Source organism: Pararhodonellum marinum (assembly GCF_015354735.1).
Classification (GTDB): domain Bacteria; phylum Bacteroidota; class Bacteroidia; order Cytophagales; family Cyclobacteriaceae; genus Pararhodonellum; species Pararhodonellum marinum.
This window is the reverse complement of sequence record NZ_JACEFJ010000001.1, coordinates 66717-91008: the sequence shown is the minus strand read 5'-3', so window position 1 is coordinate 91008 and position 24292 is coordinate 66717. Positions and strand designations below refer to the sequence as shown.

Here is a 24292-nt window from a genome sequence, read left to right as displayed (position 1 = left end):
AAGGCCTTTGCACTCAGCTTTTGTCCCATAAGACCATCAATTCGCTCAGGATCATGGCTGTGGCCCCCCATACCACTTCTTGCTCAATGTCAAAATATGGCGCTTGCAGTTCGTACTTACCTCTTACTTTAAGTTTGGTGGATTTTCGGATTCCTGGATTCATCAAATCATTAAAATCACAATGGATGATCCGGTCTACCTCCAAGGGATCCGGTCGGAAAACCGGAGTTTCTCTCATGATCCCGATGTAAGGAAAAACCGAGAAATTGCTGGGTGGAATGAATAAATTGGAAAGTGTACCGATGATTTCCACTTTTCTGGCATCTATGCCTATTTCTTCCTCTGCCTCACGGAGGGCAGTGTGGGAAAGTGATTCGTCGGTTTTCTCCCATTTTCCACCTGGAAGGGAAATCTGACCTCCATGAACCCCATCATAGGCGGGCCTTTTGATAAAAGGTACTGCCACCCCATGCTCGTAGGGATAAAGCAAAAGCAATACAGCTCCCTTGCGCGCCAACCCTCCCTCCTGAAAAGAAAACCTGGATTCATCAACAGGCCTTGGTGCCATCAGGATCTGACCCTCCCTACCCGGTAGCGGCTGGGAGAGTTTTATGCGAAGCTTTGCAATGATTTCGTCAAGGTGCATAGAACCAAAATAATGTTAATGAAATCAATGCATATATAAGAGAAAAGGTTCGCACAATGTGCGAACCTTTTCTGCTCTATTTATCAAACCTATTAAACCTATTGATGCAAATTTCTTTGAATCGAAATCCACGTCGGAAAGGTAAAAAATATTTTCTAAACTGCAAACAAACGTTTGCGGAAAATAAATATGAAATTTCGGTTTCCAAATCTTATCTACTTTTAAAACTTTGGTTTAAGCTAATCAAACCTTAGTTTTTGGTGTTTTTAACAGCTGATTTTTTTTGAAAACTTTTCCTTTTGATGCCAGCTTTTTGTTGTCCATGATCCTTTTTTTTACCTTCGACAAATTCCTCCTATGCAACCCGACCTTATTTCCAAAACCGTCCATACCCTAGCTTCCGGATTTCAGACCTACATGTCCTCCTTCAACATGCTGACCCTTTTAGCACCAAAATTTTTTAGGGAAAGGGATTGGAAGGGAATGCAGATGAATCACCGGCAAAGATTAAGGCTTTACAAAGATCAGATAAAAGCAACCAAAGTACTGGTGGAACAACTATTGGATGAAAAAGTCGGGGATGGAATTTTATGGCATGAAATCAAAGAAATTTATACCGCAACCATTTCTGAAAGGAAAGACAAAGAGCTTGCGGAAACCTTTTTCAACTCAGTGATCAGGAAAGTAAATCCAAACGTACAATACAGCGATGCGCAGATGTACATTCATGAAGGGTTTACTGCCTGCGAGCTTTATCCTGAAAAGGACCTTTACCGGGAGTATCCCCCGGATTGGGGACTTCACCGCATCATGCGTCAAATTTTGACAGATTTTGACTTCGGTGTTCCTTACATGGACCGTGAAAAAGACATTGAATACCTGGTCAGGGGAGTTCAGGAAGTGGTCCTGAGTAGGTATCAAACAGACCAAGATACCACCACCCAAGTCCTAAAAAATGTTTTTTACAGGAACAAAGCCGCTTATCTGATCGGAAGAACCTACCTGAGGGGGAAATGGATGCCCTTTATCATTCCCTTTATGAATGGTCCAAAGGGCGTATTTGCCGATACCCTAATTTTTGACCCTAACCTCATGAGCGGGATCTTTAGCTTTACCAGATCCTACTTTATGGTAGAAACAGCCATACCTTCTCAGATCGTGGCTTTTCTCAATTCTGTGATCCGTCACAAACAGATCCACGAACTCTACAATGCCATTGGTTTCAACAAACATGGCAAAACGGAATTTTACCGGGAATTTCTCAACCACCTGGACAGCAGTGAGGATCAGTTTGTAGTGGCAGAAGGAATCATGGGGATGGTCATGACGGTTTTTACATTGCCTTCTTACAACATCGTTTTTAAACTGATCAAAGACCATTTTGATCCGCCCAAAAACATGACCCGACAGGAGGTGAGGGAAAAATACAAGTTGGTATCCCTGCATGACCGGGTGGGCAGGATGGCAGATACCCATGAGTTCGAAAATTTCCAACTTCCTTTGGATCGCATCCATCCTGAACTTATGGATGAATTGAGAAGAACCACCAACTCCCTATTGAAGATCCAGGATGGAATGTTGATCATCGAGCACTTGTACACCGAGCGCCGGATGATTCCGCTGAATATCTTCCTTTCGATGTGTAATCTGGAAGATGCCAAGATTGCTGTAGAGGAATATGGTAATGCCATCCTTCAACTGGCTCAGGCCAATATCTTTCCCGGAGATATGATGACCAAAAATTTCGGGGTCACCCGACAGAAAAGGGTGGTTTTCTATGACTATGATGAAATTGAATTTCTTACCGACATGAATTTCCGGGAAAAGCCAAAACCAAGCTCCTATGAACAAATCTATGCGGCCGAACCCTGGTACGACATTGCCAAAAATGATGTTTTTCCGGAGGACTTCAAACGCTTTATGATTGGCAGACAGGATGTGAAAGAATACTTTTTCGAGGTGCACCAAAACCTCTTTGATGCCGCACATTGGCGGAGCATTCAGGATAAAATCAAAAAGGGAGAGTTGATCCACGCTTTTCCATATCCAGAAAACATGCGGTTTAGAAAAGGGGAAGCAACCTGACAAAGGTGGAATTATAGTACTTCAAAGTGATTTACTAATTCCTAATCCCTACATCCAAGAATTAAAGACTTCAAGGCGCAAGACAAATCAGACCAATTCATCCATACCTTTTCCATATTTCCTAATGACACTAATGATTTTACTAACTGGCACGTCCAATGGCTTTAACTTGGATTGATGTATTAATTTAAGCTCACCTGCCTTAGCATCTGGAGGCTCAGGAAAAAAAACCATACTCAATCCATCGGCTCCTTTCTTAATTTCAATTCCAATTTTCCAATCCCCATCTTCCCCCATCAAAACTGCATTCCAATGTTTTTCTTCTACTCCAAAAGCTTCATTGGCGCGGGATTTCATCATGGTATATCCTGGTATGATTAACGAAAACCCCTCATCAAGGGCATTCAAAAATAGCTTCACCATTTTTCTTTCGGCCAAATATCCAAAAAAATAACAAATCAATAGGATAGAAAGCAGGCTAATCAAAGTAAGAACTCCAATACCCATTATTCTTTCATCTGGAAAGCTCTCCTTAATTGGCAAAATTGCTTTTTGAACAATATGGATTGCTTTTTCAAATACGAAAATCAAAAGAATGATGGGTGCCATGAATAAAAGAATCCCTTTTAATACCCGCTTGATTATCACTTTTTTCCAATCCATGATTAAATTTGAAAATAGAAGACCGTATATGATTGCCCCAGATAACCTGTTCTCTAATTTGAGGCGAGCAAAATTAATTTAATATTCCGTTAACTTAATAGAAAAGTCAAAGTTGTTGCAAAGAGCTGCAGAATTTTGGCAAACTATTGAAAAACAGAAGAACAGGTTTGATTCAATTCCTATTTTTACTACCATATCAATTATTTTTGATCTTTATAATATTTCAAGAATCCATGTTGCAGAAAAAATTAGGTTATATTTGGTAACATGGATTGTCCAATTTGATTTGGTTTAGTATGGAAATTACCCTAGTAAATCTTTTCTTCCTTTTTTCGATGTTTATTGGTTCTTTGGTGGGTTTGATATTGATTTTTTTTGGCTTCAAAACAAATCGGCACAACATCCTTCTTGGCATCAATTTTTTATTACTCACCTTTACTTCTTTTATCGTCTGGTTACTTACTTCTGGATCTTTCGTTCAATTTCCATTTTTTTATAGGACTGGAAATTTGGCTGGATTCCTGTTTATGCCTTTGATGTATCTATATATCCGAACAGTTTTAACTGATCGGGGATTTAATTGGAAAGATTTTATTCATATACTGCCTGCTTTTATTTTTTTTGTAGATTTTTGGCCGGTATATATGCTTGATAATGAGGAAAAAATTCTATTGATTCAATCTGAAATTTCCAATCCAGCCTTGTATACCAGTTATACCCAAAGCCGTTTTTTTCCTTCCGATTTCTATAATCCCCTTAGGTCGGTCATTTTAGCTTTTTATTGGATTCTTTCGGTTATCTTGGTAAGGTCAAAAAACAAAAATTACGATAAAGACGGATTTGCTAAAGAATGGTTTGTCTGGATTAAGATCTTTCTGGGGTTGGAATTATTGGTTTTTTTTCCCTTCTTATTATTTTTCTGGGCCATAGATCCTCTGTCCAATTTTTTTTTGATTCATTTGACCATTGTCATTCTTAACCTGATTACAGGTTTTGCCCTTGTTTTTTTTCCAAAGATTCTTTATGGTTTGGATGAGGAAAAATTTGTAAAACAAAAAATTAAGAATAAAACAGTGAAGATTGAAAACCCTTCTGACCAAAAGGCAAAAGAAATTGAATCCAAACTTGTTGAGATTTTGGATCGGGATAAAAAATTTCTCCAACATGGTTACTCCATTCATGCACTGGCTGTAGATACAGACATCCCTGTTTATTTGTTGACACAGTATATCAACCATCATCTCAAGACTAATTTTTCTGATTTGATCAACCGAAAAAGGATTGAGGAATCCTGTCATTTGATCGCATCGGGAAAGGTTGAACATCTTTCCTTATTGGGTCTTGCTGAATTGTCAGGCTTCAATAACCGCAATTCTTTTACCCTTGCTTTTCAAAAATTCAAAAATGTTTCCCCTTCCATGTATATCAAGTCTTTAAAAAGAAAAGCCTGAAATTTATCTCGCCAATTTTGTTGAAAGATTGGCATGTAGTAGTGTCTAAACTGAAAATACTTTTAGTCTCATAAGTACATTTATAGAATATTTAAAAGTAAATAATTTATAAAAAAAATTATGGACATAAAACCTGTTTATAAAACCTTAATGATTCCAGTTTTTTTGGTGATAGTAGCCAGCCAAATCAGTTGTACCAATCAGAATTCCGAATCTTCAGTTGATGATTTAAGTGTCAGTGACCACTTTGATCCCAAAGGAAAGGCTCCATCCGAGTACACCAAGAAAATCTTCGACGAAGCGAGGAACTCTCTTCCCTTTTCCGACACGCGTGATTTTGAAGAGAACAAAAAGGGTTTCATCGCAGCGATGACAGAGCGTCAGATCATGTCCGCCCAGGGACATGTCGCTTGGGACATGGATGCTTACAACTTTATCGATGAAAAGGAGCAGTTCAGCAGTATTCATCCCTCCCTGCACCGCATGGCTAAACTCAATCAGAACTACGGGCTTTACGAGGTCACTCCGGGCATCTATCAGGTGAGGGGCATCGATCTGTCACAGATAACCTTCATCCGTGGAAAAAAAGGATGGATTGCATATGACGTTTTGGTTAGCGCAGAGACAGCACGTGCTGCTTGGAAGCTGTTTCAGGAGCATGTTGGTGAGGGTTTGCCGATCTCAACGGTCATCTATTCCCACAACCACGGCGACCATTGGGGAGGCGTGCGGGGATTGGTCTCTGATGAGGACGTGCGATCCGGAAAGGTTCAGGTGATCGCGCCCGATGGTTTCATGCAACACCTGGTTTCTGAGCTTGTATTTGCCGGTAACGTGATGAACCGGCGACTTTTCTACCAATACGGCTTGCTATTACCGCGAAACCCGTATGGCTTTGTAAGCCAAGGCCTCGGCCATGGCGTGTCTCTCGGTTCCGTTGGTCTTATTGCTCCCACCAAACTGATCACGAAGCCTATCGAGGAAGTGATGGTAGACGGCGTTCGCATGATTTTCCAATTGACTCCGGACACAGAAGCACCCGCAGAGATGAATACCTACATGCCAGACTTGAAAGCTCTGTGGATGGCGGAAAACGTGCAGCATGGAATGCACAATATCTACACGCTACGCGGTGCACCGGTACGCGATGCCCTAAGGTGGTCGAAATACATTAATGAGTCGCTATATCTTTTCGGAGACAAGGCCGAAGTAATGTTTTCCTCTCATCACTGGCCTCGCTGGGGCAATGAACGCATCCGGGAAGTATTGCGCGACACCCGCGATGCATATGCGCACCTGAATAATCAGGTTCTCCATCATGCCAATCAGGGTGTGACCATCAATCAGATCCACAACGTTTACGCACCTCCGCAAAGTCTTCAAAAAGCGGCATGGCATACCCGTGACTATCATGGCTCCGCCGAAAACAACGCCCGTGGGGTTATACAGCGTTTTCTGGGTTATTGGGATAGTAATCCTACCAACCTGATCCCGCTTTCGCCTGAAGAATCCGCTCCCTTGTATGTTGAAATGATGGGAGGTTCCAAGAAAATATTGGACAAGGGCGAGCAACTGATCGCCGATGGCAAATACAAGCATGCCACCGAGATACTGAACCGACTAGTCCAGGCTGAGCCGGACAATCAGGAAGGAAAAGATCTTTTGGCTGATGCATTTGAGCAGATAGGCTACCAGCAGGAGAATCCGGGTCTTCGCAACAGCTTCCTTGCTGCTGCCTATGAATTAAGGAATGACATTCCGGGATCCGCGATTCCAAGCTCCAGTAGCCCTGATGTGATCCGAGTCATGACCACAGGTCAGTTTCTCGACTTCCTCGCGATCCGGATGGATGGCCGAAAAACCCAAGGCATGAAGTATGGTATCAATCTTATCACTCCGGACAATGGCGAGAAATTCGCCGTTGAATTAAGCAACGAAACCCTGACCAACATCCAAGGTTATCTGTTACCGAATCCGGACCTTACGATTACCATCAATCGAAAAGACCTAGAGAAGGCAATGATGGGAGTTCAGACTTTGGCGGATATGATCAAGGACGGAACTGCAAAGACCGAAGGCGATCCTTCGATTCTTGCCAAGATAGGTTCCGCAATGGTCAACTTTGATCCACGGTTTCCGATTATGCCAGGTACCCGTATTCGTGGATCTCAGGATTTTCCTGCCACAGATGCTTATTCGGCTGAAGGTTTAAGACGTAATACACCGGAATAGAATTGCATTGACATGCAAGATTAGGCAAAGGTTATAAAGCACATGCGAACACGATCCTTGATAAAATATGGAATCAAAGCCATTGCCAAAAAACACTTTGGCAATGGCTTGAAACCAAGTGTTTTCGGTTATTTCCCATGAATGTCTAGATAAGTATTTGAAAATGGATTTACCATTTATTGGAGAAGGATCAATGTCACTTTACTATTTGAAAAAGTACTTGCCATGATTTGCTAAATGCAGGTAAGTAGAGAGAAAACTTGGTACCCACTTCTATTACATTAGATCAGTTAAATTTAGTTTATCCAAAAAAATTATGAAAAAGACACATACTGTTATTTGGATTTTGGCCTTCTTATTTTTTACCCCCTTGAGCTTAATAGCCCAAGGTGAAATGGATTCCTGGGAAGAAAGCGGCAATAAAGAGAAAAAAGAAAAGAAAGTGGATATAGCCTTTTTGCCGGTGATAGCTGCCAACCCAACGGTTGGGGTTTTGTTTGGCGTATTGCCGGGGCTAAATTGGAACATGGGCAATGAGGCTGATACAAGAAACTCTACTGCCTTGATAGGTCTGTACTATACCACCTTGAATCAGCTTTTCACTTCCGTTCGTGCAAATGCCTTTACCAAAGAGGATAAATTCAATCTGTTGACTGACATCCGTTTTAACCTCAATGCGCAACCCACTTATGGCTTGGGCTCAATATTGGATAAGAGCACCTTGGTAGGAGGAAATGATACACCTTCAGACAATCCCTATCCGCCCTTTCAAGAGCAGGAGATGATGTATTTTAATAATTTCAGGTTTTACCAAACCGTACAGAAACGTCACAAGCAGACGAACCTGTTTTATGGCATAGGGTATCACTTAGATATCTTTTGGGCAATAGATGATAGGCAACTTGACCTTGATGCTATTCCCCAGAGAGTTACCCATCATTACAGATATCAAGAGTTGAAAGGAATCAGTACTGAAAAATATTCCCAATCAGGTCTTTCTGCCAACGCCACCTTTGATAGTCGGGATAACGTAGTAAACCCCTATGAAGGGCAATTGGCTGCTATTTCATTAAGGGCATTTCCGGAGTTCTTGGGAAGTACCACCAATGCCTCCCAATTATGGATGGAATACCGTACTTATGTGAATCTTGATAAATCCCGGCCCCGTAATGTATTGGCATTTTGGACCTATGGATGGTTTGTTACCAGTGGTACCTCACCTTACCTTGCTTTACCTGCGATTGGCTGGGATATGTTTGCCAGGTCAGGTAGGCCCTTTACCCAGGGTAGAATCAGGGGTGAAGATCTTATGTATGCAGAAACTGAATGGCGGTTTCCCTTACAAAGAGAAAAAGAAAAGTGGGGCGGAGTATTGTTTCTGAATACCTCTACCGCAAGCAGCAGAACTGAAAACATCAATGCTTTCAGTAATTTTGTCTTTGGCTATGGCGGAGGTTTGAGATTCATGATCAATGAGAAAAAGAGGGTTAATTTGGGTCTTGATTATGGTTTTGGCGCAAATGGTGCGCAAGGGTTGTTTGTGAATCTAAATGAATACTTTTAACAAGTCATAGACTTTAGAAATTGAGATAAGAATTAGATTGATTAAGGGGGAAAAGGTGAAAAACAGACCAAGGTCAAGGTACATTGCGTATTGTTGGATTTCTTTGTCAAAGCAGATCAACAATCATGCAGCGGCGATGAAACTACAAAACTTGAACAATACCATAATGAACTGGAGGCTGTTTTTCCCTTTTTTTGTTTTGTTGATGTCCAATTTGGAGATCCAGGCCCAATCCAACCGACCCCAATGGTGGTATACTTATAACCATACGGGCAGGCTTTCCGACAGGTGGGGTTATGCTTTTGACCTCAATCACCGCAGCAATGGGGTAGTTCCCTTCAATTCCACTTTGTCTGCAGCGAGGGTTGGCATGACTTACCACACCCATTCTGGTTTCAGGTTTACCGCAGGGTATGCTTGGTTTGGTACTTATGTGTCAGAAAAGTTCAGGATATGGCTACATGAAAACAGGATTTACGAGCAGGCCCAGTATACGCATAGTAGTTCCAAACATAATTTCGTACATAGGATACGCATAGAACATCGATGGCGGGAGCAGTTTACGGACATCAATTCGGAAGCAATCACCGTTTTTCTTACCAATAGATATCGTTACCTGTTTCAAATGGACGGTCCCATTCGAAGGGGACCTGAAAGAACTACCACATTAAGGTGGCAGGCTGCCAATGAATTTTTTATCCACAACAAGGAGAACGTGGGCTATATGCTTTTTGACCAGAACAGGACTTTGGCAGGAGTGATGGTCTCTCCAAAAGGAAACCTGAGCATGGCAGTCCTTTACCAATTTATTTTGCTCCAGCAGCCTTTGCTCCGTGAGCTTCAGACCATCCATTCGTTCAGAATTACCCTTTTTCATCAATTGGATTTAAGAAGGATTAAAAAGGATGATGCCTATGACGTTCCGGTGGTGGATTGAGCCGAATTGGATACTTAGGCAGATTCCAAACATATACCTGACCAATAGTTGAGACATTTTTAAATTGCTCAATATTTTTTTGTGTAGATTTTTATGGATTCAGGTAATTAAGCCTAAATTTAGATGAAGTAGTCATGTGATAATGACCTGCCTATTCTTGAAACTCCATGGAAATCAATTTTGATTTTATCACTTTTGTTCATTTGGCTGCAGTGGTGGTAGGAATTGTATCCTCAGTGGTAATCCTATATTTCGGTTTTCGGACCAATTCTGTCAATCAACCTTTGGGCTTTGGACAGCTAAGCATATCTCTGGGAATTTTTGTGAGTTTCTCACTAGTTTCCCAATTGATTGTCCATTGGCCTTTTTTATACAGATTGGGAAATGTTTTTGTACTGATTTTTATTCCAATGCCTTATTTATACACTGTTTTCTACACCCAAAAACGGCTATGGAGGTGGTATGATTTGTTGCATTTGATTCCGCTATTGATTTATCTGGCGGATTACTGGGACACATTATCTCTTTCTTCAGCTCAAAAGACAGAATTGATCCTTCAGGAGATCAATGATTTGGACCTCTTGGGAAAATTTAACCAAGGTAGGTTTATTGGTCCGGGTTTTCACCAGGAATTTCGGACAGTACTTTTCAGTTTTTATTGGGTGGCACAGGTTATTATTTTAGTCAGATGGGTAAGAAAACAATCAATTTTGACTCATGAAAACAAGGTTTGGAAAAATTGGATGATTTTTTTTCTGTTTTGCCAGTTTTTCATGTGGTTTCCCTTTTACCTTACCATTTTTTGGTTGGATAAATTGACTACCTACCACATCGTCAATTCGTTTTCCGTTGGCTGGGTGATGCTGTCAAGTCTTTCTCTTTTCTTTTTCCCTTCTTTGCTTTATGGGAAGCCTTTTGAAGGAGGAAATAGGATATCAAAGTTCACCAAAGCCCTTAAGAAAACCTCAATATCTGAGGGAGATGAAAAAAAATTAGAGGAAGTCTTGCGGTCGATAGAAACACACATGGATGACAATAGGCTATTTTTGAAATCGGGATACACTATCAATGATTTTTCTAAGGATATCCATTTTCCCGTCTATCAGATTTCAAAATGCTTGAATACCTTCAAGGGGTTGGGATTTTTGGATTATATCAACCAAAAGCGTGTGCTTTTTTGCGTTAAAAAATTTGAAAATGGAGAATGGTCAAATTACAAAATGGAAGCCATCGCCAGTGAATGCGGCTTTAACAACCGCAATTCTTTCACCAATGCTTTCAAAAAATTTCTTGGAACCTCCCCATCCGAGTACAGAGAAAACATCAAACATTGACATCGGTTTTTCAAGGGATTATTTGGGAATCAACCGTAATTCAATTTATGGTTTTCATTTGTTGATAATTTTTGGAGTAACCCATTAACTTTTTTACTACCAAATAATTAGGTTTCGCCATTCTTGATTGAATACATGCCAGTACATTTAGCCTTCCGCGATGACCTTAAGTACTTTTGAGTTGGGTCACTTATATAAACTATCTATTTAATGAGAGATTTCTCTTTAAAATTTTTTCCCCCTTGTCGAAAATGGCAGGCATACAATAAAAATTATATCCAAAAACAACCAATGAAAAAACACATTCTTTTATCACTGATAATAGCAGCAGGCCTAATAACTATGCTGAAGGCGCAATCAAACCTCAATTACCCCGGCAGGTACATGGGCCGTGAGGAAGTCAAACAGATAACTGCCCCAAATGGCGCTGTAGCCGATGCCGGCTTCGCGCAGACCTTGCAATTGATATATCCGCAACCTACTATAGAAAAAGCTTCAAAGGGAATTTGGGTTCTTGGCGGGTATTCTATTACCAATGTGGTAGTGATTGATTCGGATGAGGGATTGATCATTATCGATTCCGGCGATTCGAAAGAAGAGGGGATTAAACTTAGGGAAGTTATTAGGGAAAACATCAGTAAAAAACCCATCATTGCAGCCATTTATACCCACTCGCACTACTGCATGGGCACAGGCGTGATGGTTGATGATCCAAAAACTGCAATCATTATTGGTCACAAAAGGCTCAACGAAACAGTTCAAAATAATTTTATGTCGGGAGGTGCCATTGCACAGATTCCTGAATTGGGGCCGGTTTTGACAGCAAGGCAGTTGATCCAATTCAGTAATTTTCTTCCTGATACAGGCGCTGATGGCCTGCTGGGTCAAAGGTACCGCATCAAAGAAAACGCCTACTTACCCGCTAACAAAATCGTCGATAATGGGGAAATAGTAAAGATTGGAGGTATTGATTTTCAGTTTTTTACAGAAAACAGGTCGGATGACCATAGCTTGACCATTTATCTGCCAAAGCAAAAAGCGGTCATGAATAACTTCTATTGGCCGGGAACCCCTAACCTATACAGTATCAGAGGCGCTTCCTACAGAGATCCTAGGGAATGGAGAAACGGTCTTCAGGTAATCAGGGATTTGAAACCAGAAGTGATGATGAATACCCACGCCAAAACGGTTCAGGGTAGCAAAGAAGTTTTTGATGCCATTTCAAATTATATGGACATGGTGACCTTGGTGTATGACCAATCGCTCAGAGGAATTTTGCATGGATTGGGTCCTGATGAATTACGCTATTTTGTCTATCAGCCCAAACACCTGGCAGCTTTTCCCAACAATGCACAGGCTTACGGTGAAGTCCCTTGGTTTACGCCGGCGGTATTTTACCACCAAATGGGTTGGTTTGACAGAAACCTCTCTACCCTGCACAAACTGCCTCCTGTAGAAGAAGCACAAAGGACAGTGGCGCTAATGGGAGGAAGAAAAAAAGTGTTGCAGGCAGCCAAGGCTTCATATGCCAAACGTGAACTGGCCTGGGCAGCACAACTTGGAAATTACCTGTTTACTATTGACTCTAAAGACACCGAAGCCAGAAAATTACTGGCCGATGTATACAGGGCTATGGGCCAAACTTCCTTGAGTGTAATAGGCCGTTCCTTTTTCTTAAGTGAAGCGCGTGCACTCGAAGGAGAAGAGCAGATTCCTAGGGTAGTGCCACCTAAGCCGGGTATTATTGCTGCCAAACCTACGTTTTTTGTGGACATGTACAGGGTGCGGATTGATCCAAAAAAATCAGAAAATACCGAGAAGATGTTGGTATTCAATTTCTCTAACGGCACCTCTGCAGGCCTGCATGTACGCAGGGGCATAGCGGAATTTGTTCCTAACCCGGCCAACCACTACAGGCCGGCGGATTTAACCTGTACAGTGGATACCAAAACATGGGCTGATCTCTATCTCAACGCTACCACTTTGGATGATGCTTCAAAAAGCGGCGGGGTTAAAATGACCAAAGGAAGTATGGAAGATTTAAAGACCGTGGTGGATTTCTTTGACAAGTTTGATCCATCCAGAAACTACACCATTCCAACTACCAATGCGGATGAACAATTTTAAGCTTCGATTAATAAAAACATTTATTTATAGATTCCTCAGGGATCATTTCAAGATTTCATAAAAAGCAATAATCATTTAAAATTAGAAACGATGAAAAATAAATTGTTGCTTGGCTTAGGCATTATTGCTTTTGCCATTGGCTGCCAAAGTCCGAAAACTGAAGTTACACCCGAAGAAGCCCGGGCCATCGCCAAAGAGGCTTATCTTTACGGCTTCCCGCTTGTGGACAATATGCGTGTGCAGTACACCTATTTCGTTGATAAAGGCCATGCGAACTATAAAGGACCTTACAACACGCTCGTCAATATTCCTCGGGTATTCACACCTGATGACAGAGCGATCCAGACACCTAATTCTGACACCCCGTATTCTTGGATCGGCTTGGATCTGCGGGCAGAACCTATCGTGTTTACTGTACCGCCCATCGCTCCTGAGCGTTACTGGAGCTTACAGTTGATTGACCTTTATACGCACAATTTCGATATTCCCGGGAGCCGTACGGATGGTAACAATGGAGGTAATTTTCTTGTCGCCGGACCAAACTGGCAAGGCGAAAAACCTGATGGTATTACACGGGTGATCCGTTGCGAGACCGAAATCGCCTCCGCCCAGTTTCGAACACAACTCTTCAATCCGGACGACCTCGAAAACGTCAAGAAGATTCAGGAAAAGTATATTGCTCAGCCCTTATCAGCATTTCTTAAAAATCCGGCCCCTAAAGCCTCATCGGTCATAGACTTTCCCCAACCGCTTACGCCTGACTCACAGAGAACATCTCTCGATTTCTTTTCAATGTTGAACTTTTACCTACAGTTCTGCCCAACCCATCCATCGGAAGTGGCATTAATGGAACGATTCGAAAAGATCGGGATTGGTACAGGTAAAACTTTTCATGCAGAGAAACTATCGTCTGAAATAAAGGAGGCGATTGAGGCCGGCATTACCGATGCCTGGACTGATTTCCAAGGGTTGCGGGAACGGTTCAACAGAGGTGAGATGACGTCCGGTGACGCACTTGGTACCCGCGAGCATCTCCAGAACAATTACCTCTACCGGATGGGTGCAGCGGTGATCGGGATCTATGGACTTTCGAAAGAAGAAGCGATCTATCTGCCTTACTTCACGGACATTGATGGGCAGAATCTGGACGGCTCCCATCAGTACAACTTGCGTTTTGAGAAGGGTCAGATGCCACCCGTTAACTCTTTCTGGTCGCTTACTATGTACGATTCTCCAGCCAGCCTATTGGTTCACAATCCCATCGATCGCTACCTATTGAACTCGACCATGCTGTCGCAATTCAAAATAGATGAAGATGGTGGTCTAACGCTTTATATTCAGCATGAATCACCCGGCAAAGACAAGGAACCCAATTGGCTTCCTGCACCAAAAGGGGCCTTCTTGCTGTTTAACCGACTTTATTGGCCTAAGCCGGAAGCGCTTGACGGTACTTGGAAACAAGCTCCATTGGTTCGGGTGAGATGATCGCTTTTTTCAGAGATCCTTTAATTTGTTATTCTTAGAATTAACCAATCCCAAATTAGTCCTTTGAGATAATTCAAGACTTATTTTTGTGTATATGGGGAGTAATTATTTCCAAGAGGGGAGAAAGAGTAGCAATGGAAATAGGTACCTCTTCAAACATTGTATTTTGGCATAGGAATTTAGAACGTGGAAAAGGTTTTTTCATCAATGGATTTAAGTCCAATCATTACCCCGATTTCATACTTCAAACCAAATCAGGAAAGACTATCTTGATTGAGACGAAAGGAGAACATTTGGATGGGTCCGACAGTGAGGCAAAATGTCGCCTTGGAAATGAATGGGAAAAACAAGCAGGAAATGACTTTGCGTACTTCATGGTCTTTGACAAAAAAGAAATTAAAGGAGCTTTTACATTAGATAAAGCCTAAGATTTAATTAGCGCTATGAAATTGAATCATCTTGCCAAAGCCATCCAAAAAAGTAACTTTAGCCACCTGATCGATTTCCACGGTAGTTTCCATCAGGGAGTTTTTGGCTTTGATCAGGTCGTCTTTTTGTTCGGTGCAATCGGAAAGCAGCTCATTGAAGTGCTCAACAGATAATTATTCCGTTTTAATGTCTTTTAATTATAGTAGCGTTTTCTGGATTTTTGAAGACTTGAAAAATGAATATTTCTGTTTATGCCAAGATTATATGAATCTTGGCATAAACAGAAAGCATTTGGCCCTACTTGTATTTTTTATCAGTTTGAATATCCATTCCTTTGGTATGGGTTTCAATATGTTAAGTATGACGATCTTAAAAAACCAATACAGTAATATCAAAAACTTCTAAAATTAAAAATTTAGCAAATCAATGAAAAAAGCAATTATAGTTACATCCTTTGTGTTTTGTTCTTTGGCTCAATTGATGGCTCAAGGCATTGAAATTACCCCAATAACCGGCTACACCTTCCAGTCAGGATTTAACATTGCCGGGGGCAGGGCCTTCTTGCAGGACGGGCAAAATTGGGGAGGAATGATTGGGTTTCCCATAAATAAAGCCACTGAAATTGAAGTTGCTTACAATTATATGGGAACCAGAGCAGTGGCAAGATCTACGAATTTGCGAGAAAATGTCGATACGAAAGCCCAAGTTCATTATGCCACTATCGGTCTCAACAGACTTTTTCCTACTTCAGAAAAAATGACACTATTTACAGGAGCGAAATTCGGAACAGGTACATTGGCATTTCCTGAGAGCAATTTCAGAAATATCACAAAATTCACCGTAGGCTTTCAGGGAGGAATGAAATTTTATGCTTCAGATAGGGTGGGGTTACGATTACAGGCAAATCTTATGATGCCTATCATAGGAGTGGGAAGTAGCCTGTGGTGGAGCCCAGGAGGAGGAACTGCGGTAGGTGTATCGGGCTGGTCCCCCATAGCTCAGTTTGGATTCACCGGCGGGTTAATTTTTAGGTTACAAGACTAAAAGTTGATCAAAAGCAGGGAAAAAATCAGCAATAAAACAAAAAAGGCCCGTTTCAAATGAAACGGGCCTTTTTTGTATTGAGCTTTCTTAGGCTTCAGCAGGAACTACATTGACATAAGACTTGCCATCAAATTTCTTCTTGAATTCCACTTTGCCATCGGATAATGCAAACAAAGTATGGTCTTTTCCAACACCTACATTGTTACCTGGATGGTGTTTGGTACCTCTTTGTCTTACCAAAATGTTACCGGCGATTACTACTTCGCCTCCGAATTTCTTAACGCCTAATCTCTTACTGTGAGATTCTCTTCCGTTTCTGGAACTACCGACACCTTTCTTGTGAGCCATAACTTTAGATTTTTGTGGTTTCCTTGGATAACCTTATAATACAATATTTTCGATGAGCACCTTGGTGAACTCTTGTCTGTGACCGTTTTTCTTCTTGTAACCTTTTCTTCTTTTCTTCTTAAAGACGATTACTTTGTCACCTTTTACATGATCCAGAATCTTTCCGGATATCTTGGCTCCCTCTAACAAAGGAGCACCCACTGATACAGTACCGTTATCGTCCAACAACAATACCTGATCAAATTCAACGGAAGCGCCAGCCTCGCCCTGCATTTTTGGTGCATAGACAAACTGATCTTGAGTTACTTTGAACTGCTTACCTGCTATGTTAACTATTGCGTACATGAGTGTTTATAAAACTTTTTATCGAAATTGAGGTGCAAATATAGGAAGAGTTTTCGAATGAAAAAAATAAAACACCGGCACAAATGAATACCTTAAACAAAATTATATGAACACTAAAGCTTTGAAGTCCCCCTATTCTGCAGCTAACAAAATCAATACGCCTTATTGTTCCGTCCAATTTTCTTCCAAACTCCCACTCTACGAGTTATTAAAACCCAATACTAAAACAGCTGCTCGAAATTAAATTTCAGCCACTTGCAAGAAGCAGAAAACCTCCCCCTCATTGCTCCTCCTATGTTGCAATAATTTTCAGCGCGGACATAGGTTGGCACAGAAAGCAATGGGGGTAATTGACTTGATCGGACCGTTTAGTTGCATTCAATTCCTTGTTCCTTTGTGACTCTTTAGTGAATTTCCGCAGCTTCGCGTGAAATTCATTTTCAAGTTGGATTCGAACAACAATCAACAATCAACTTGTTGATTTGTCTAAAAATATTGATTTTCAATTACTTATATATGAAGGAAAAAGCCGGTAGTTTTAATGTTATTTTTTGACCACAATTCAATTTCTAATTGAATCGTGGTCCTTGAAAAAAAATTAAAATTTTTCAAAAAAAGTTGAAAGCCCTGAAAGTAGCTTAAAAACACAAGTATAACTTTACTTGATATACTATAAGTATTTCATTTATAATTATTTATAATACACTTGAATTTCGGTCAAAAATTTACTTCAAGCCCTAATTGAAGGGTTTTATATTTAAAATTTGTTATTCATATTTGTTCACAGGCTCCTGTTGTAAAAAACAGAAAATCCCTATCGAAAGGCCGATCGAAAATCAGTTTTTAAACCTTTAATTAAGCCCGTTAAAGGTATCACAAATAAAATAACAGTATAATGCAACAAGTAGAACCTATCCTTAGAGAGAACAAAAACCGATTTGTACTTTTTCCCATTCAACATGATGACATTTGGGAGTATTACAAGAAGGCAGAGGCGAGTTTTTGGACCGCAGAAGAAATTGATCTTAGTCAAGACCTGAAAGACTGGAAAAACCTGTCAGATGGTGAACGTCATTTTATTTCACATGTACTGGCCTTCTTCGCTGCAAGTGATGGTATCGTCAATGAAAATCTAGCCGAACACTTTGTTTCAGAAGTACAATATACGGAGGCCAAGTTTTTCTATGGGTTTCAGATCGCCATGGAAAACATCCACTCGGAAACCTACAGCTTGCTGATCGATACCTATATTAAAGATGCGGTAGAAAGAGACAAAATGCTGAATGCGGTAGAACATATTGACTGCATCAAGAAAAAAGCCGATTGGGCCTTGCGTTGGATTGACAATGGCAACTTCCAAGAGAGGCTTGTTGCATTTGCTGCGGTGGAGGGTATTTTCTTTTCCGGTTCCTTCTGCTCTATTTTCTGGCTGAAGAAAAGAGGGCTGATGCCGGGATTGACCTTTTCCAATGAATTGATTTCCCGTGATGAAGGGCTTCATTGTGACTTTGCCTGTCACCTATATACCAGGCATGTGGTACAACCCCTGCCAAAAGAAACCGTCACCATGATCATCAAAGATGCGGTAGAAATCGAAAAGGAATTTGTAACCGACGCAATCCCTGTCCGACTGATCGGAATGAATTCTGATCTGATGTGCCAGTACATAGAATTTGTGGCAGACCGTCTGTTGATGGAACTGGGCTGTGACAAGGTCTGGAACAGCACCAATCCTTTTGATTTTATGGACATGATTTCCTTGCAGGGCAAGACCAACTTCTTCGAAAAGAGGGTAGGCGATTACCAGAAAGCCGGCGTCATGAAATCCAAAGAAATTTCAGAATCCCCCAAATTCTCCATAGGAGAAGACTTCTAAATCATCTTTCCACCACCTTTAATCCAGTAAATACAGCATGTTAGTAATAAAAAGAGACGGACGCCGGGAATCAGTCAGATTCGATAAAATCACCTCAAGGATAGAAAACCTGTGCTATGAATTGGATGGGCGCTATATCCATCCCATAGAAGTAGCCAAAAAAGTGATTGATGGGCTTTATGACGGAGTGACCACCACTGAACTGGACAACCTTGCTGCTGAAGTATGTGCTTCACTTACCGTTCAGCATCCGGATTATGCCATATTGGCCGCCAGAATCGCCATCTCCAACCTTCACAAAACCACCAGTCAGTCATTTTCCAATACAATGAAAAGGCTGTACACTTACATCAACCCGGTTACGGGTGACAATGCAGCCCTGATTGCCCCTGATGTATATGGTGTCATCAAAAAATATGCTGCCAAACTTGACGAAGTCATAGATTACAACAGAGACTTTGACTACGATTACTTTGGGTTCAAAACCTTAGAAAAAAGCTACCTCATCAAACTGGACAACAAAGTGGTGGAAAGACCCCAGCACATGCTGATGCGGGTGGCTGTAGGCATCCATAAGGAGGACATAGAAGCGGCTATTGAGACGTACCACCTCCTTTCCCAAAAGTGGTTTACCCATGCCACTCCCACCCTCTTCAATGCCGGCACACCCAAGCCACAGCTTTCTTCCTGTTTCTTGCTCACCATGAAGGATGACAGCATAGATGGGATTTATGACACCTTGAAGCAATGTGCCAAAATCTCCCAGTCAGCCGGTGGCATCGGTTTATCCATTCACCACGTGCGGGCCAAAGGTTCCTATATCCGGGGTACTAATGGGGTATCGAACGGTATTGTACCTATGTTGAGAAACTTTGACATGACCGCCAGGTATGTGGATCAGGGAGGAGGAAAGCGCAAAGGCAGCTTTGCCATCTATCTGGAGCCTTGGCATGCAGATATCAAAGACTTCTTAGATCTGAAGAAAAACCACGGAAAAGAGGAACTGAGAGCCCGCGATTTGTTTTATGCACTTTGGATTTCCGATCTGTTCATGAAACGCGTGGAAGCCAATGAAAAATGGTCCCTGTTCTGTCCCAATGAAGCGCCTGGACTCGCGGACTGCCATGGAGAAGAATTCGAAAGACTGTACGAAAAATACGAAAAAGAAGGCCGGGCAAGGGAAACCATCAAAGCACAGGACCTCTGGTTTGAGATACTGGAATCACAAATCGAGACAGGTACCCCCTACATGCTGTATAAAGATGCAGCCAATGGCAAATCAAATCAGCAAAATCTGGGTACCATCAAGTCCTCCAACCTTTGCACAGAAATCATAGAGTACACTGCTCCAGATGAGGTGGCTGTATGTAACCTTGCTTCCCTAGCCCTTCCCAAATTTGTAGAAACCGGTAAGGATGGCAAACGCTACTTCAATCACCAGAAATTGTATGACATTACTAAAGTGGCTACCCGCAACCTGAACAAAGTCATAGACGTCAACTACTATCCAGTAGAAGAGGCGCGAAGATCCAACTTCAGACACCGTCCCATCGGATTGGGGATTCAAGGACTTGCTGATGCTTTTATCATGCTCAGAATGCCATTTGAATCCGAGGAAGCCAAAGGACTCAACGAAGACATTTTCGAAACCATCTACTTTGCCGCCATGGAAACCTCCATGGAGCTGGCTAAAATAGACGGCACCTATGAAACCTATGAAGGCAGCCCTGTATCCAAAGGAAAATTCCAGTTTGATCTATGGGGAAAAACTCCAAAATCAGGCCGTTGGAATTGGACCGAATTGAAAGAAAAAGTAGCTAAGTACGGGGTAAGAAACTCACTTCTTGTCGCTCCGATGCCTACTGCATCTACATCCCAGATCCTTGGCAACAATGAGTGCTTTGAACCATATACTTCCAACATTTACACCAGAAGGACCTTGTCAGGTGAATTTATTGTGGTCAACAAACACCTGATGAAAGACCTGATCAGACAGGGACTTTGGAACGAAAACATGAAAAACAGGTTGGTGGCTGCCAATGGATCAGTGCAGGGTTTTCCCGAAATTCCCCAAAATATCAAGGACCTTTACAAAACAGTTTGGGAAATCTCTCAGAAAACGATCATAGACCTAGCGGCAGACCGGGGTGCTTACATTTGTCAATCTCAGAGCATGAACGTATTTATGCAGGAGCCCAATTTTGGTAAATTGACCTCCATGCACTTTTATGCCTGGAAAAAAGGATTGAAAACAGGCATGTATTACCTGAGGTCCAAAGCTGCTACCAGTGCCATTCAGTTTACTGTGGACAAAAACAACCTGGAAAGCAACCCTGCCGCCAAAGCTGCAGCTCCAGAGGTAGTTTCCAAAAACCAAAAACAAGAAGCCATCAGCTGTTCTCTGGACAATCCAGATGAATGTGAAGCTTGTGGTAGTTGATATTTAATGATAGAGTTCGTTTGATTGTGAAAATCGCCTGGAATTTCCAGGCGATTTTTTTATTTTAAAGCTTTTATCGAACAACATCCGCCGATTCCAGTATTTAAGTGGCATGCACTTGTAGGAACACTACAATACTAGATTAATAAAAATAATCCTTTTAGATGTGTAAAAAGTATAATTTAATTATTTATATATTAGGTTTATCAAAACATATTAACCAATAATCTACTTTAAAAATAGTAGGAAAATTCAAAATATTGGGATAATTTGGCGTCCCTTTAATAACCATGAGAAAACTATTCCTGATCCTGTCCACCTTGATATTCTTGACCTCTGGCCTTAATGCCCAGGGTTGGTTTGAAGGAGAGCGTCTATATAAACCGTTTAAGGTGGATTTGGGCATTAATATGACCTTTCCTACCGATCCCAATCTCACATTGGGTGGCGGGATGTTTGTTGCTCCAAAATATGGCATCAATGACAATTTACATGTGGGCATCCATCTAGGCAGCAATATTTTGGGAGAAGGTGATTTTATCTTTCAAAATACCAAAGCCACGGTTCAGGCCCAAGCCATATCCAACCTGTCGCTGACTACGGAATATTATTTTACTTTCGAAAAAGTCAGACCTTTGGTAGGGTTGAGCGGAGGCATGTACAGGAGAAGTGACCTCGAAATCATAGACGAAGTCAATGGAACCGTCATCTCCAAAACGGGCTCAAGGATTGGCTACGGGCTCGCTCCTAAAATCGGAATCAATACAGGCATTTTCAGAATGGATTTGACTTATCATTATACCGGTAAATCTATTACCAATTTTGTTTCGATAGGACTTGGGATACAGTTTGGAGGCGGAAGGCTCACACCGGGAAATCCCCAAGCAAGCCAATTCTGACATGAAGACAAATGATTTTATCCAAGAAACCCTTGCTGAAGGACTTGATCGATTGACCGTCGACCACAAAGCCCTTTTCGGACTCATGGGTCCTCAACACATGGTCGAACATCTCATCCTGACTTTTAAACTTTCTGTTGGAAGAATTGCTTATCCAGAGGTAAATCCCACCGCAGAGGCGCTGCTTTTTAAACAAAGACTTTTGTATACAGATGCGGAGATGCGCAGAGGAATCAAACATCCCCATTCCAATGACACATTGCCTGCTTTGAGGTTTGAGCACTTGGAACAAGCAAAAGCAGCCCTTGGTAAAGCTTGGGAAGAATTTAAAAATTATTACTCAACAAATCCCACAGCTCAGCATACTCATCCTCTTTTTGGGCACTTGAACCATAGTGAATGGTTGCGCTTTCACGATAAACACATCCGACATCACTTCCGTCAGTTTGGATTGATCAAAGAAAGTACCTCTATCAAAAAACAATCAAGTTAATCTTCCTCTATGGCCTCATTGGCCTGGGTCTGTTTTTCGTATAATTCTGCGTAGGTCCCTTTGAGCGAAAGTAACGCTTCATGGCTGCCTTGTTCGACTATCTTTCCATCATCTAAAATGATAATTTTATCAGCCAATTTTGCAGAAGATACCCTATGGGAAATGATAATGGAAGTCTTGTTCAACATGATGACTTTGAGGGAATTCAAAATCGCGTTTTCCGTTTTGGTGTCCACAGCAGATAAACAATCATCGAGCAAAAGGATCTTGGGTTCTTTGGAAATGGCACGGGCTATAGAAACCCGTTGCTTTTGACCTCCTGATAATGTAATGCCGCGTTCACCTAATTTGGTTTCAAATCCATTAGGGAATTCGATGATGTTGTCATAAACATCAGCATCCTTAGCTGCTTTTTCGACAACCCCCTCTCCCACCTCATCAAGGCCAAAGGCGATGTTGTTGGCTATGGTATCGCTGAAGAGGAAGACATCTTGGGGAACATAACCGATTTGTTTCCTAAGTGAGGAAATGTCATAAGCTTTGATGTCCCTTCCATCAATGAGAATCTCTCCAGAACTTGCATCATACATGCGCATCAGGAGGTTGGCGATGGTGGACTTGCCGGAACCCGTAGTCCCGATTATGGCTAAAGCCTCGCCGCCTTGCAATTCAAAAGAAACCTTTTTCAATGCCTGCACTCCAGAATCAGGGTATACAAAGGAGAGATTTTTCACGGTAATTTCCCCTTTGATTGCCATTTCAAGTGATTCTATGCTTACAATGTCATTTTTTTCATCCAAAAATTCATTGATTCGGGTCTGAGAGGCAGCAGCTCTCTGTATGATACTGGTCACCCATCCCAGAGAAGTTACCGGCCAGGTCAACATGTTCACATACAGAATAAATTCAGCAATGACACCATACCCAATGGCACCGTCAATTACCTGACGGCCACCTACATACACCGTGATGATGGTACTGATTCCGATCAAAGCCAAAATGACCGGAAAAAAAAGTGATTGAACCACTGTCAGCCGAATTGATTTTCTTTTGTAGTCCTCGCTAGCGGTTTTAAAATTATGGACACTGTCATTTTCTCTTACAAAGGCCTTAAGCACACGAATACCGGAAAAAGCCTCCTGAATATAGGTGCTTAAACCAGATAGGCTTCTTTGAATTTTCTCAGACCGCTCATTGATCAAGTTATTGACAAAATAAATACTTAGGGAAAGTACAGGCAGAGGCAAAAGGGAATATAGGGTCAGTTCTACATTGACTGAGAGCATGTAACCAATGACCAATGGAAACAAAATTATCAGATTGATCCCGTACATGATGGCAGGTCCCAGATACATCCTAACCCTGCTGACATCTTCCGTGATTCGAGCCATCAAATCCCCGGTACTGTTTCTTCGGTAAAAACTAAGTGGGAGATTTTGGTAATGCTCGAATATTTCATTTTTCATGTCATATTCTATTAGCCTTGACATGATGATGATGGTCTGTCGGATAAGGAAAAGGAAAAAACCTCTCAGCAAGGCCATGACCAAAATCAAAATACCAAAAACAAAGATAAATCCGAGGAATACAGACCTTGCTTCGCCGGCCTGTCCGGTGCCCTCATAAAACTGGTAAAAGCTAAAACTTTCCACCACATAATTGATGGCAATTCTGACGAGTTGAGCAGGAATAATTACGAAAATATTGGATATGATCGTAAAAATGATTCCCAAAATGAGGTAACCCTTATATTTGTATAAATATTTATTTAAGCGCCAAAGGGACTTCACGAAATAAAAGCTTTTAATTTACTTGATAAGTTCTAGAATACTCTCTTAATTACATTAGCAAAGCCTGAGAAAAATATTTAATTTTGCGGAGGCGTTATCATGCA

19 protein-coding genes are annotated in these 24292 nt (G+C 41.5%); 14 read left to right on the top strand and 5 right to left on the bottom strand.

Features of this window, described 5'->3' with window-relative positions:
* Window positions 1-13 precede the first annotated feature (13 nt).
* A complete protein-coding gene (locus H1A14_RS00390; protein ID WP_194774223.1) occupies window positions 14-646 on the bottom strand; it encodes an NUDIX hydrolase in 633 nt (210 codons plus the stop codon).
* Window positions 647-1003: 357 nt separating this feature from the next.
* Between H1A14_RS00390 and aceK the strand changes: the two genes are divergently transcribed.
* The gene (gene aceK, locus H1A14_RS00385; RefSeq protein ID WP_194774222.1) at window positions 1004-2731 is read left to right on the top strand and encodes a bifunctional isocitrate dehydrogenase kinase/phosphatase; all 1728 of its coding nucleotides are present in this window, start codon (window positions 1004-1006) and stop codon (window positions 2729-2731) included.
* An 87-nt stretch (window positions 2732-2818) separates the two neighbouring features.
* Here aceK and H1A14_RS00380 read toward each other — a convergent pair whose 3' ends face one another.
* On the bottom strand, window positions 2819-3394 hold the full coding sequence (locus tag H1A14_RS00380) for a hypothetical protein (RefSeq protein ID WP_194774221.1): 576 nt from the start codon (window positions 3392-3394) through the stop codon (window positions 2819-2821).
* 644 nt (window positions 3395-4038) lie between these two features.
* Between H1A14_RS00380 and H1A14_RS00375 the strand changes: the two genes are divergently transcribed.
* The 9 genes from H1A14_RS00375 to H1A14_RS00335 all read left to right on the top strand — a co-directional run bounded on the left by H1A14_RS00375 (window position 4039) and on the right by H1A14_RS00335 (window position 15997).
* Window positions 4039-4845, top strand: a complete 807-nt coding sequence (locus tag H1A14_RS00375; RefSeq protein ID WP_228527478.1) for a helix-turn-helix domain-containing protein — start codon at window positions 4039-4041, stop codon at window positions 4843-4845.
* 120 nt (window positions 4846-4965) lie between these two features.
* Entirely contained in the window at window positions 4966-7077 is a 2112-nt protein-coding gene (locus H1A14_RS00370) for an alkyl/aryl-sulfatase (RefSeq protein ID WP_228527477.1), read from the top strand.
* 316 nt (window positions 7078-7393) lie between these two features.
* A complete protein-coding gene (locus tag H1A14_RS00365) occupies window positions 7394-8641 on the top strand; it encodes a BamA/TamA family outer membrane protein (protein WP_194774219.1) in 1248 nt (415 codons plus the stop codon).
* A gap of 151 nt (window positions 8642-8792) precedes the next feature.
* Window positions 8793-9578: a DUF2490 domain-containing protein gene (locus tag H1A14_RS00360; protein WP_228527476.1), complete on the top strand. Its 786-nt coding sequence runs from the start codon at window positions 8793-8795 to the stop codon at window positions 9576-9578.
* A gap of 167 nt (window positions 9579-9745) precedes the next feature.
* Window positions 9746-10912 (top strand): helix-turn-helix domain-containing protein, encoded by a 1167-nt coding sequence (locus tag H1A14_RS00355; RefSeq protein ID WP_194774218.1) that lies wholly within the window; start codon window positions 9746-9748, stop codon window positions 10910-10912.
* 342 nt (window positions 10913-11254) lie between these two features.
* On the top strand, window positions 11255-13039 hold the full coding sequence (locus H1A14_RS00350) for an alkyl sulfatase dimerization domain-containing protein (protein ID WP_194774217.1): 1785 nt from the start codon (window positions 11255-11257) through the stop codon (window positions 13037-13039).
* Between the two features lie 90 nt (window positions 13040-13129).
* A complete protein-coding gene (locus tag H1A14_RS00345; protein ID WP_194774216.1) occupies window positions 13130-14524 on the top strand; it encodes a DUF1254 domain-containing protein in 1395 nt (464 codons plus the stop codon).
* 443 nt (window positions 14525-14967) lie between these two features.
* Window positions 14968-15126 (top strand): hypothetical protein, encoded by a 159-nt coding sequence (locus tag H1A14_RS00340; protein WP_194774215.1) that lies wholly within the window; start codon window positions 14968-14970, stop codon window positions 15124-15126.
* 253 nt (window positions 15127-15379) lie between these two features.
* Window positions 15380-15997 (top strand): hypothetical protein, encoded by a 618-nt coding sequence (locus tag H1A14_RS00335; protein ID WP_194774214.1) that lies wholly within the window; start codon window positions 15380-15382, stop codon window positions 15995-15997.
* Between the two features lie 87 nt (window positions 15998-16084).
* On the opposite strand, the gene rpmA is transcribed toward H1A14_RS00335, so the two are convergent.
* Window positions 16085-16345, bottom strand: coding sequence for a 50S ribosomal protein L27 (gene rpmA / locus H1A14_RS00330; protein ID WP_194774213.1), 261 nt, complete (start codon window positions 16343-16345; stop codon window positions 16085-16087).
* A gap of 33 nt (window positions 16346-16378) precedes the next feature.
* Window positions 16379-16690 (bottom strand): 50S ribosomal protein L21, encoded by a 312-nt coding sequence (gene rplU, locus H1A14_RS00325; RefSeq protein WP_194774212.1) that lies wholly within the window; start codon window positions 16688-16690, stop codon window positions 16379-16381.
* Between the two features lie 895 nt (window positions 16691-17585).
* Here rplU and H1A14_RS00320 point away from each other — a divergent pair.
* The 4 genes from H1A14_RS00320 (at window position 17586) to H1A14_RS00305 (ending at window position 22398) form a co-directional block, all read left to right on the top strand.
* Window positions 17586-18566 (top strand): ribonucleotide-diphosphate reductase subunit beta, encoded by a 981-nt coding sequence (locus tag H1A14_RS00320; protein WP_194774211.1) that lies wholly within the window; start codon window positions 17586-17588, stop codon window positions 18564-18566.
* 37 nt (window positions 18567-18603) lie between these two features.
* Window positions 18604-21006, top strand: coding sequence for a ribonucleoside-diphosphate reductase subunit alpha (locus H1A14_RS00315; protein ID WP_194774210.1), 2403 nt, complete (start codon window positions 18604-18606; stop codon window positions 21004-21006).
* A 290-nt stretch (window positions 21007-21296) separates the two neighbouring features.
* A complete protein-coding gene (locus tag H1A14_RS00310) occupies window positions 21297-21905 on the top strand; it encodes a hypothetical protein (RefSeq protein ID WP_194774209.1) in 609 nt (202 codons plus the stop codon).
* A 1-nt stretch (window position 21906) separates the two neighbouring features.
* Entirely contained in the window at window positions 21907-22398 is a 492-nt protein-coding gene (locus H1A14_RS00305; protein ID WP_194774208.1) for a DUF1569 domain-containing protein, read from the top strand.
* Here the strand turns inward: H1A14_RS00305 and H1A14_RS00300 are convergent.
* Complete coding sequence (locus H1A14_RS00300) at window positions 22395-24188, bottom strand: ABC transporter ATP-binding protein (protein WP_194774207.1); 1794 nt, start codon at window positions 24186-24188, stop codon at window positions 22395-22397. The genes H1A14_RS00305 and H1A14_RS00300 overlap by 4 nt on opposite strands.
* Window positions 24189-24292 lie beyond the last annotated feature (104 nt).

What these genes read in the sequence shown, in the direction of transcription:
- H1A14_RS00390 (WP_194774223.1), bottom strand. Translation starts at nt 646, where the DNA reads ATGCACCTTGACGAAATCATTGCAAAGCTTCGCATAAAACTCTCCCAG.
- aceK (WP_194774222.1), top strand. Translation starts at nt 1,004, where the DNA reads ATGCAACCCGACCTTATTTCCAAAACCGTCCATACCCTAGCTTCCGGA.
- H1A14_RS00380 (WP_194774221.1), bottom strand. Translation starts at nt 3,394, where the DNA reads ATGGATTGGAAAAAAGTGATAATCAAGCGGGTATTAAAAGGGATTCTT.
- H1A14_RS00375 (WP_228527478.1), top strand. Translation starts at nt 4,039, where the DNA reads ATGCTTGATAATGAGGAAAAAATTCTATTGATTCAATCTGAAATTTCC.
- H1A14_RS00370 (WP_228527477.1), top strand. Translation starts at nt 4,966, where the DNA reads ATGGACATAAAACCTGTTTATAAAACCTTAATGATTCCAGTTTTTTTG.
- H1A14_RS00365 (WP_194774219.1), top strand. Translation starts at nt 7,394, where the DNA reads ATGAAAAAGACACATACTGTTATTTGGATTTTGGCCTTCTTATTTTTT.
- H1A14_RS00355 (WP_194774218.1), top strand. Translation starts at nt 9,746, where the DNA reads ATGGAAATCAATTTTGATTTTATCACTTTTGTTCATTTGGCTGCAGTG.
- H1A14_RS00350 (WP_194774217.1), top strand. Translation starts at nt 11,255, where the DNA reads ATGCTGAAGGCGCAATCAAACCTCAATTACCCCGGCAGGTACATGGGC.
- H1A14_RS00345 (WP_194774216.1), top strand. Translation starts at nt 13,130, where the DNA reads ATGAAAAATAAATTGTTGCTTGGCTTAGGCATTATTGCTTTTGCCATT.
- H1A14_RS00340 (WP_194774215.1), top strand. Translation starts at nt 14,968, where the DNA reads ATGAAATTGAATCATCTTGCCAAAGCCATCCAAAAAAGTAACTTTAGC.
- H1A14_RS00335 (WP_194774214.1), top strand. Translation starts at nt 15,380, where the DNA reads ATGAAAAAAGCAATTATAGTTACATCCTTTGTGTTTTGTTCTTTGGCT.
- rpmA (WP_194774213.1), bottom strand. Translation starts at nt 16,345, where the DNA reads ATGGCTCACAAGAAAGGTGTCGGTAGTTCCAGAAACGGAAGAGAATCT.
- rplU (WP_194774212.1), bottom strand. Translation starts at nt 16,690, where the DNA reads ATGTACGCAATAGTTAACATAGCAGGTAAGCAGTTCAAAGTAACTCAA.
- H1A14_RS00320 (WP_194774211.1), top strand. Translation starts at nt 17,586, where the DNA reads ATGCAACAAGTAGAACCTATCCTTAGAGAGAACAAAAACCGATTTGTA.
- H1A14_RS00315 (WP_194774210.1), top strand. Translation starts at nt 18,604, where the DNA reads ATGTTAGTAATAAAAAGAGACGGACGCCGGGAATCAGTCAGATTCGAT.
- H1A14_RS00310 (WP_194774209.1), top strand. Translation starts at nt 21,297, where the DNA reads ATGAGAAAACTATTCCTGATCCTGTCCACCTTGATATTCTTGACCTCT.
- H1A14_RS00305 (WP_194774208.1), top strand. Translation starts at nt 21,907, where the DNA reads ATGAAGACAAATGATTTTATCCAAGAAACCCTTGCTGAAGGACTTGAT.